The sequence below is a fragment of the Amycolatopsis sp. NPDC005961 genome (genome assembly GCF_040629235.1).
GTDB lineage: Bacteria > Actinomycetota > Actinomycetes > Mycobacteriales > Pseudonocardiaceae > Amycolatopsis > Amycolatopsis camponoti.
Genome location: NZ_JBEXVF010000065.1, coordinates 47,797 through 55,788 on the forward strand (window position 1 = coordinate 47,797; position 7,992 = coordinate 55,788).

10 protein-coding genes are annotated in these 7,992 nt (G+C 70.8%); 6 read left to right on the forward strand and 4 right to left on the reverse strand.

Annotated features, from left to right (window positions below; all coding sequences use genetic code 11):
* Positions 1-14 precede the first annotated feature (14 nt).
* The 3 genes from pheA (at position 15) to ABZ342_RS38825 (ending at position 2,304) form a co-directional block, all read left to right on the forward strand.
* The gene (gene pheA / locus ABZ342_RS38815; protein WP_155548450.1) at positions 15-923 is read left to right on the forward strand and encodes a prephenate dehydratase; all 909 of its coding nucleotides are present in this window, start codon (positions 15-17) and stop codon (positions 921-923) included.
* A complete protein-coding gene (locus tag ABZ342_RS38820) occupies positions 920-1,537 on the forward strand; it encodes a histidine phosphatase family protein (protein WP_360484062.1) in 618 nt (205 codons plus the stop codon). Before pheA ends, ABZ342_RS38820 begins: the two co-directional genes overlap by 4 nt.
* Before the next feature lie 122 nt (positions 1,538-1,659).
* On the forward strand, positions 1,660-2,304 hold the full coding sequence (locus tag ABZ342_RS38825) for a DUF4232 domain-containing protein (protein ID WP_360484065.1): 645 nt from the start codon (positions 1,660-1,662) through the stop codon (positions 2,302-2,304).
* Here the strand turns inward: ABZ342_RS38825 and ABZ342_RS38830 are convergent.
* The 4 genes from ABZ342_RS38830 to ABZ342_RS38845 form a co-directional block, all read right to left on the reverse strand.
* Entirely contained in the window at positions 2,301-2,783 is a 483-nt protein-coding gene (locus ABZ342_RS38830; protein ID WP_155548453.1) for a hypothetical protein, read from the reverse strand. The two genes, ABZ342_RS38825 and ABZ342_RS38830, sit on opposite strands and share 4 nt — an antisense overlap.
* A 38-nt stretch (positions 2,784-2,821) precedes the next feature.
* Positions 2,822-4,066 (reverse strand): MFS transporter, encoded by a 1,245-nt coding sequence (locus ABZ342_RS38835; protein ID WP_360484068.1) that lies wholly within the window; start codon positions 4,064-4,066, stop codon positions 2,822-2,824.
* Positions 4,067-4,166: 100 nt separating this feature from the next.
* Positions 4,167-4,517 (reverse strand): metallopeptidase family protein, encoded by a 351-nt coding sequence (locus tag ABZ342_RS38840; protein WP_360484071.1) that lies wholly within the window; start codon positions 4,515-4,517, stop codon positions 4,167-4,169.
* The gene (locus ABZ342_RS38845; protein ID WP_360484074.1) at positions 4,517-5,554 is read right to left on the reverse strand and encodes a septum formation family protein; all 1,038 of its coding nucleotides are present in this window, start codon (positions 5,552-5,554) and stop codon (positions 4,517-4,519) included. Before ABZ342_RS38845 ends, ABZ342_RS38840 begins: the two co-directional genes overlap by 1 nt.
* A gap of 155 nt (positions 5,555-5,709) precedes the next feature.
* Between ABZ342_RS38845 and ABZ342_RS38850 the strand changes: the two genes are divergently transcribed.
* Genes ABZ342_RS38850 through ABZ342_RS38860 form a run of 3 tightly spaced genes read left to right on the forward strand, consistent with a single transcriptional unit; the run spans position 5,710 to position 7,977 of the window.
* A complete protein-coding gene (locus tag ABZ342_RS38850; RefSeq protein WP_360484077.1) occupies positions 5,710-6,261 on the forward strand; it encodes a hypothetical protein in 552 nt (183 codons plus the stop codon).
* Positions 6,262-7,428, forward strand: a complete 1,167-nt coding sequence (locus ABZ342_RS38855; protein WP_155548457.1) for a glutathionylspermidine synthase family protein — start codon at positions 6,262-6,264, stop codon at positions 7,426-7,428.
* Between the two features lie 45 nt (positions 7,429-7,473).
* Positions 7,474-7,977: a DUF350 domain-containing protein gene (locus ABZ342_RS38860; protein WP_360484081.1), complete on the forward strand. Its 504-nt coding sequence runs from the start codon at positions 7,474-7,476 to the stop codon at positions 7,975-7,977.
* Positions 7,978-7,992: the final 15 nt, after the last annotated feature.

The following is a 7,992-nucleotide window of genomic DNA, read 5'->3' on the forward strand; positions in this document are numbered from 1 at the left end:
GTAGCCTGGGTGTTGTGTCACGGATCGCATACTTCGGCCCCCAGGGGACCTTCACCGAACAGGCCGCACGGGTGCTCGCCGGCGGCGAAGAACTGATTCCGGTCGAGACCGTCCGGCTGGCGATGACGGCCGTCCGCGAGGGCGAGGCGGACGCCGCGTGCGTCCCCATCGAGAACTCGGTCGAGGGCGTGGTGCCGACCACGCTCGACGCGCTCAGCGAGTCGACCCCGCTGGTCGCCGTCGCCGAAACCATCCTGCCGATCCACTTCAGCGTGCTGACGCGGCGCGGCGGCGGGGACATCAAGACCGTCGCCAGCCACCCGCACGCGCTCGCCCAGGTCCGCGAGTGGGTGGAAGCGAACCTCCCGGACGCGCACCCGGTGGCGTCCTCGTCGACGTCGGCGGCTGCGGTCGGCGTGCTCGACGGCCACTTCGACGCCGCGGTCTGCGCACCGGTCGCCGTCGAGCACTACGACCTCGAGGTGCTGGCCACCGAGGTCGCCGACGTCAGCGACGCGGCGACGCGGTTCCTGCTGGTCCGCCCGCCGGGCGAGCTGCCGGAGCCGACGGGCGCCGACCGGACGTCCGTGGTCGCCGCGGCGGTGAACCGCACCGGCACGCTCGCCGAGCTGCTCACCGCGCTGGCCGATCGCGGGATCAACCTCACCCGGCTCGACGCCCGCCCGACGCGCAGCAACTTCGGCGAGTACCGCTTCTTCATCGACTTCGAGGGGCACGTGGCCGAGCCGCGGATCCTCGACGCGCTGACGGCGTTGCGCAGGCACTGCCGCAACCTGCGGTTCCTCGGCTCGCACCCGCGCGCCGACGGGACGCGCACCACGATCCAGCCCGGGGCCGGCAACGACGACTTCGTCGACGCCGCCGTGTGGGCCGACGCGGTCCGCAAGGGGGACCTGGCGTGAGGCTGCTGCTGATCCGCCACGGTCAGACCGACGGGAACGTCCGCGGCGCGCTCGACACCGCCCTGCCCGGCCCGCCGCTGACCGAGCTCGGCCGGACCCAGGCCGAAGACCTCGCGTTCCGGCTGTCGGGGGAGCCGATCGTCGCGGTCTACGCGTCCCAGGCGACCCGCGCCCAGCAGACGGCGGCGCCGCTGGCCGCCCGGTTCTCGCTCGACGTCCAGGTCGTCGACGGCGTCCACGAGGTCGTCGCGGGTGATCTCGAAGGGGCGACCGACCACGCGTCGATCCGGACCTACATGGAGGTCGTCCGGCGGTGGACGCTCGGTGAGCTGACGCCGTCGCTGCCCGGCGGCGAGAGCGGCACGAGCGTGCGCACCCGCATGCTCGACGCGGTCGGCCGGCTGCGCGCGAAGCACGAGCAGGCCGACCCGGACGGCGTGATCGCGCTGGTCAGCCACGGGGGCGCGATCCGGCTGTCCGCCGAATGGCTGGCGCCGAACGTCCACGCGGACATCGCCAACGCGGCGCTGATCCCGAACACCGGCCTGGTGGAGCTGGACGCCCGTCCGGACGGCCGGTGGCACTGCCTGACCTGGGTCGACACCCCGCTCTGACCGTCACGAAAGTGTGATCCCGTCACGTTTAGAACACTTTAGGTGGGGAATTAACGGGGCGAACCAACCTGCCGGAGATCCGTACGTCTACCCAGTAGCACCACACCAGGGAGGCGATTGAAATGGCTCGGACGAAGCTTTCACGGTTGTTCCCCATCATCGCGGCTTCGGCGGGTGTGCTCGCCCTCTCCGCGTGCGGGAGCGGGGGCACCACGAACGCGGCGAGCAGCTCGACGCCGTCGACCACGGCATCGCCGACGACGTCGGCCAGCGCCACCACGGCCGCGTCCAGCCCGAGCAGCTCGACGCCGGCCGCGACGCCGCCCGCCCAGCCGGCGGACAACGGTCTCTGCAAGGCCGGCGACGTCACGCTCTCGCTCGGCCAGGGCGACGCCGGTGCGGGCTCGGTCTACCGGCCGCTGCTCATCAAGAACAAGAGCGCGAAGCCGTGCGAGATCCAGGGCTTCCCCGGCGTCTCCTACGTGGCGGGCAACGACGGGCACCAGGTCGGCAAGGACGCGTTCCGCGAAGGCACCAAGGGCAACGCGGTCAAGCTGAACCCCGGCCAGACCGCGGTCGCCGACATCCAGTTCGTCAACGTGCAGAACTTCGACCCGGGCACCTGCCAGCCGACGGCGGTGAAGGGCCTGCGGATCTACCTCCCGCAGGAGACCGCGTCGAACTTCGTGCCCACCGACGGCACCGCCTGCGCGAGCACGAAGATCCCGGGCAACCAGCTTTCGGTGAAGACGGTCCACACCTCTTAAAGGCGCCCGCAGATCTCCTGCGCTTCGACCAGGTGCCGCTGGCCGGAGATGTCGTTGAAGTGCAGGCTGAGCACCATCCGGCTGACGCCGTCGATGTGGTCGGCCAGCGGCTGGTAGGTGGCGTTGACCTGGGCGGCGGCCGCGGACAGCTCGCGCGCCGCCGTCATCCGGTGCAGGCGTTCGGGCGTGAGGCCGGGCGTCAGCGACGGCTGCGCGTCCCGGCTCGTGTCCGGCAGCTCGCCGACGCGGTCGAGGGCCTGGCACGCGGCCAGTGCGTCGTCGAGAGCGCCCGCGTGCACGCCGGACAGGCCCCACAGCAGCCCGAAGACGCCGCCGCCGAGCACGAACCCGGCGACCGCGCACAGCACGAGCATCCGGCGTGACTGCGGCGGTGCCGCCTTGACCTCCTCGGACTCGGTCGAGGACTCGTCGGAGCCGGGCTCGGCGTCGGTGCCGGTGCCCTGGTCCACGGTGCGCATAGCCGCCTCCCACCACCTGGGTGATGAGACATTTCAGCTCACAAACCCGGATCCTGGTGCAGTAGCGCCACGGCTGAGGCCGATTTGTCATCGAGCGGCAAGCGCCGCAGCGCGACGGAAGCGAACGCGGCGATCCCCAGCATGGCCAGCCCGGACACGGCGAACGTGTGCGCGGCGGTGCCGAGCGCCTCGGTCAGCACCCCGCCGAGCAGGGCGCCGAGCGGGATCGCGCCCCAGACGACCGTGCGCCACACGCCGAGCACCCGGCCGAGCAGCTCGCCCGGCACCAGTGTGTGCCGCGCGGTCGCGAGCACGACGTTGACGGCGACCACCGCGGCCGCGAACAGGCCGAACAGCGCCGCGGCCGCGACGGGCGAGCGCACCAGGCCCATCCCGCCGAACCCGGCGCCGCAGCCGAGGATCCCGCCGGTCACGACCACGCGCCGGCCGGCCGCGCGCACGAGCCGTGGCGCGACGCCGGCGCCGAGCAGCCCGCCGATGCCGCCGACGAACGCGAAGAGCCCGAAGGTCGCGTCGGACAGGCGGAGGTCGTCGAGCGCGTAGAGCACCAGCTGCGCCTGCGCGAGCTCGCTGACCAGGCTGAGCAGCCCGGCGATGACGAGCAGGCGCGTGAGCAGCGCGTTCCCGCGCAGCCAGTGCAGGCCGTCGGCCAGCTCGGTGCGCAACCGCGTCCGCGGCCGGGCTTCGGCTTGCCCGCGGTAGGTGCCGGCGAGCCCGAGCAGCACCGCGGCCGCGATCGCGAAGCCCGCGGAGTTGAGGACGAACGGGAAGGCGGCGAAGAGCGCGAAGGTCAGGCCGCCGACCGGGCCGCCGAGGAACGTCTGGCCGACGATCTCGCACGCCTGCAGCTTGCTGTTGGCGGCGTCGAGCGAGCCGTCGCCGACGACCGCCGGGACCAGGGCGTTGGCCGCGCTGTCCGCGATCGTCTCGGCGGTCCCGATGACCAGGGCCGTCGCGTAGACCAGCCAGATCGTCATCCCGCCGGCGGCGACGAGCACGGCGAGGATGCCGACGACGACGGCGCGGGCGGTGTTCGCGACGATCATCGCGCGCCGCCGGTCGATCCGGTCGACCAGCGCGCCGGCGACGGCGGCGAAGAGCAGCCAGGGGAGGAACTGGGTGGCGGACAGCCCGGCGATCAGCACGGGATCGCGGGTCAGCGTCGTCGCCAGCAGGGGCAGGGCCACCTTGCCGATGCCGTCGCCCAGGTGGGAGGCGGCGCTCGACGTCAGCAGCCACGTGAGTCTTCGGGCAGGGTTCACCGCGACCCCCGGTACTCATCGCAGTCACGCACTGACTTCCAGTGACAGGATAAGCGTGGTGTCACCGGAAAGTGGTCACGGTGTTACTACTAGTGCCGGATCAGCCCCAGCCGAGCTCGTGCAGCCGGGCGTCGTCGATCCCGAAGTGGTGACCCAGCTCGTGCACGACGGTGATGAGGACCTCCTCGACGACCTCGTCCTCGTCCTCGCACATGGAGAGGATCGGCCGCCGGTAGATCGAGATCCGGTCGGGCAGCACCCCGCCGTAGGACGACGTCCGCTCGGTCAGCGCGATCCCGTGGTAGAGCCCGAGGATGTCCGGCGCCTCGTCGTTGAACTCCTCGACGAGCACGACGACGTTGTCCATCGCCTTCGCGAACTCGGCGGGCACCTCGTCCAGGGCCTCCGAGACCAGTTCCTCGAACCGCTCGCGGCTCATCTCGACCGGCATCAGCCGTTCTGCTTCGACGTCGGCGGGGCCGAGTTCGACGCGGTCGGCCCGCCGCCCCCGTCCGACGGCGGGCCGCCGTCCTGGGGCTGGCCGGCATCGGGGCCGTCGGGACCGGCCGGGGCGGCCTTGATGCTGCCGGTCACGGCCTGCAGGCCGCTCTTGTCCGGCAGCAGCGCCGCCACCTTGCAGTTGACCTTGGTCGACCCGGCGTCCCAGCTCTCCTGCTCCCGCAGGTCCCAGGTCAGGATCAGCTTCTTCGCGTCCAGGTCGGCGCCGCCCGTGTAGTCCGCCGCCTGCTTGGTGCACTCGGTGTCGAGCCAGGCCTTCTGGTCGTCCTGCGACGGGTAGGTGTCCTTGAACTTCGTCTTGAGGTCGAGGATCGCGATGATCTCGTAGGAGTGCGGCTTGGTGCACTCGAGCGGGTCGCCGACGCCCTTGCCCTGCAGCGCGAGGCAGGTGCCCGGCTCGAACACGAGCGACTGGTCCTGCTCCTTGGCCGGTCCGGTGGTCGCCAGCAGCGTGCCGCCGGGGCCCGCCCACTGCAGGCCGCACCGCAGCTGGCGGTCGCCGTCGTCCCACTGCGACGGCGTCGGGCGCAGCAGGTTCGTCGTGAGCTTGCCGTACGGGTCGAGGTTGTGGCCGAGGTACGGCTTCACGTCCGAGGTGCACTTCTGCTGGGCGATCTGCTGCCACTGCTCCAGCGACGGCACCGGCGCGCCCTCCGGGAACTGGGCGCCGATGTCCACGAGCGCGGTCACCTCGAACTTGTGCGGCTGCGTGCAGGCCACCTTGCTCGCGTCGCTCGCGTCGGCGTTGTTCCAGGTCAGGCAGCTGCCTGGCGGTGAGTGGAACGCCTCCTCCGCCGCCGGGGAGAGCTTTCCCGCCCCGCCGCCGGACCCGCCGGCGAAGCCGCCGCTGCCGGTGAACAGGACGCTGAGGGCGAGCGCGATGAGCGCGCCCGCGAAGATCCCGCCCATCACGACGCGGGTGCGCAGCGTCTGTGTGGCGGCAGGGAACCGATCGGCGCTGGGAGACATCGCAGTCCATGATGCCCGCGCCGCGTGCGACGTGCGCGACCTAGGGTGGTTAGGGTGGGTCACGGTTTCGTGGTGGCCGGGATTACGGAGCGCACATGACGCAGGACAACAACACTGGGGACCAGCCGCCCCCCGAGCCGCCGAAGCGCGGTTCGATGAGATTCCAGGACTCGAACACGCAGCCCAAGCAGCCGTCGGTTGCGGAGCAGCGAGCCCGACAGCAGGCCCTCGTCCAAGAGGAACGGGACGCCGAGCTGGCCCGTCAGGCCGACGCCAAGGCGGCGACCCGGCGGAAGATCCTGATCGGCAGCGGCGTGACCGTCGGGCTCGTCGGCCTGGTCGCGACGTTCTACGCCGTCGCGAAGCCGGAGGGTGACGTCACCGCCGTCTGCACCGACAACAGCGGTGTCATCCAGAACGACGACAACTGCGACGAGAACTACGTCACCAGTCACGGCGGGTACTCCAGCGGTGGCTTCCTGTTCCTGCCGATCGGCGGGGGTGGCTACAACAGCTACCGCTACAACTACGGCGGCACCGGCGCCATCGGGCAGCGCGTGTCCGGCGGTTCGTACGACGCGCCGTCGTCGCGCACCAACGTCAGCACGAAGTCCGGCAAGTCCGTCCAGCGCGGCGGCTTCGGCATCAGCGGCAAGAGCGGCAGCACCGGGGGCACCGGCGGCAGCGGCAAGAGCGGGGGATCTTAGGTGTACCGGGACCGGCGTGAGCCGCGGCGCGACTGGCAGCGGATCGTCGAGGAGCAGGGGCTCGTCTACGGCACGCCGGCCCGCGACAACAGCGGGCGGATGCGGCCCTACTGGGACGAGTCCGTGCACTACGTCTTCGACATGGACGAGGTTCTCTCGCTCGAGGCCGACGTCGAACTGCTGCACTCGATGTGCCTGGAGGCCGTCGACAACGTCGTGACCACCGAGGGCTACCAGCGGTTCGGGATCCCCGAGTGGGTCTGGCCGCACATCGCCGAGTCGTGGAAGCGGCAGGACCCGCACGTCTACGGGCGGTTCGACCTGCGCTACGACGGCAAGTCGCCGGCGAAGCTGCTCGAGTACAACGCGGACACGCCGACCACGCTGCTGGAGGCGTCGCTGCTGCAGTGGCACTGGAAGACCGACGTCTTCCCGGACGACGACCAGTGGAACTCGATCCACGAGAAGCTCGTCGAGCGGTGGGCGTTCCTGCGGGACAAGCTGCCGTCGAACGAGCTGCACTTCACCTGGTCGGCCGCGGATCCGAGTGGCGAGGACAACGTCACCACGGCGTACCTGCAGGAGACGGCGGCCGAGGCCGGGCTCGACACCGTGGGGCTGGCGATCGAGGAGATCGGCTGGGACCCGGTGCTCAAGCGGTTCGTCGACCTCGAAGAGTCGCAGATGGCGACCGTGCTGAAGCTGTACCCGTGGGAGTGGGTGGTCGACGAGGAGTTCGGCCGCAACGCCGTCGAGTCGCTGCCGCGGACGTTGTGGATCGAGCCGCTCTGGAAGATGATCCTCTCCAACAAGACGCTGCTCGCGATCCTGTGGGAGAACTACCCGGGCCACCCGAACCTGCTGCCCGCGTTCGCCGACGACCCCGGCCTGCTCACGGAGTACGTCCGCAAGCCCAAGCTGGGCCGCGAGGGCGCGAACGTCCAGATCGTCGCGACCGGCTACGAGACCCAGACCGACGGCGTCTACGGCGCGGAAGGCTTCGTCTACCAGGCGTTCGACCCCCTGCCCGAGTTCGACGGCTACCGGCCGGCGCTGGGCGCGTGGATCGTCGGGGACAGCTCCGCGGGCCTCGGCATTCGGGAGACCGGCGGCCTGGTCACCGACGACGGTGCGGCATTTGTCCCACATCGCATCGTCGAGTCGTGATAGAACACCGTCGCTGATCAGCTCTTTTCTCCTGGGAGACAACTCGTGAACACGACCCTTGCGCTGTCCGACACGTTCGGCTCCGACCTCGTGCGGGGGATCGGCGCGATCCTGCTGTACGGCGTCATCGGCCTGCTGCTGATGTTCGCCGGCTTCTACGCGATCGACTGGACCACGCCCGGCAAGCTGTCGAAGCTGGTCACGCAGGGCCTGCCGAACGCGGTGATCGTGACCGCGTCCGGGATGCTCTCGATGGCGTTCATCGTCGTCGTGGCGATCTTCAACTCGGCCAGCGACCTCACCGAGGGCCTGATCACGTCGCTGGTCTACGGCCTGCTCGGGATCATCGTCCAGGTGATCGCGGTCCGGCTCCTGGAGTGGGCGACCCGCATCGACGTGGCGTCGACCATCGAGAGCGAGAAGTTCGCCCCGGTGAGCATCGTCGTCGCGGCGGCGCACATCGGCCTGTGGCCTGCCGGCGGTGTTGCTGAGGGTGCCCCTCCGCCTGGTCGATCACCTCGTGGGACGTCTCGGCCTGGTCCGGGGTGAGCGGGGTCGGCTCCG

Coding starts and splice junctions, on each gene's coding strand:
- ABZ342_RS38830 (WP_155548453.1), bottom strand. CDS start 2,783: ATGCGCACCGTGGACCAGGGCACCGGCACCGACGCCGAGCCCGGCTCC.
- ABZ342_RS38850 (WP_360484077.1), top strand. CDS start 5,710: ATGAGATTCCAGGACTCGAACACGCAGCCCAAGCAGCCGTCGGTTGCG.
- ABZ342_RS38825 (WP_360484065.1), top strand. CDS start 1,660: ATGGCTCGGACGAAGCTTTCACGGTTGTTCCCCATCATCGCGGCTTCG.
- ABZ342_RS38840 (WP_360484071.1), bottom strand. CDS start 4,517: ATGCCGGTCGAGATGAGCCGCGAGCGGTTCGAGGAACTGGTCTCGGAG.
- ABZ342_RS38845 (WP_360484074.1), bottom strand. CDS start 5,554: ATGTCTCCCAGCGCCGATCGGTTCCCTGCCGCCACACAGACGCTGCGC.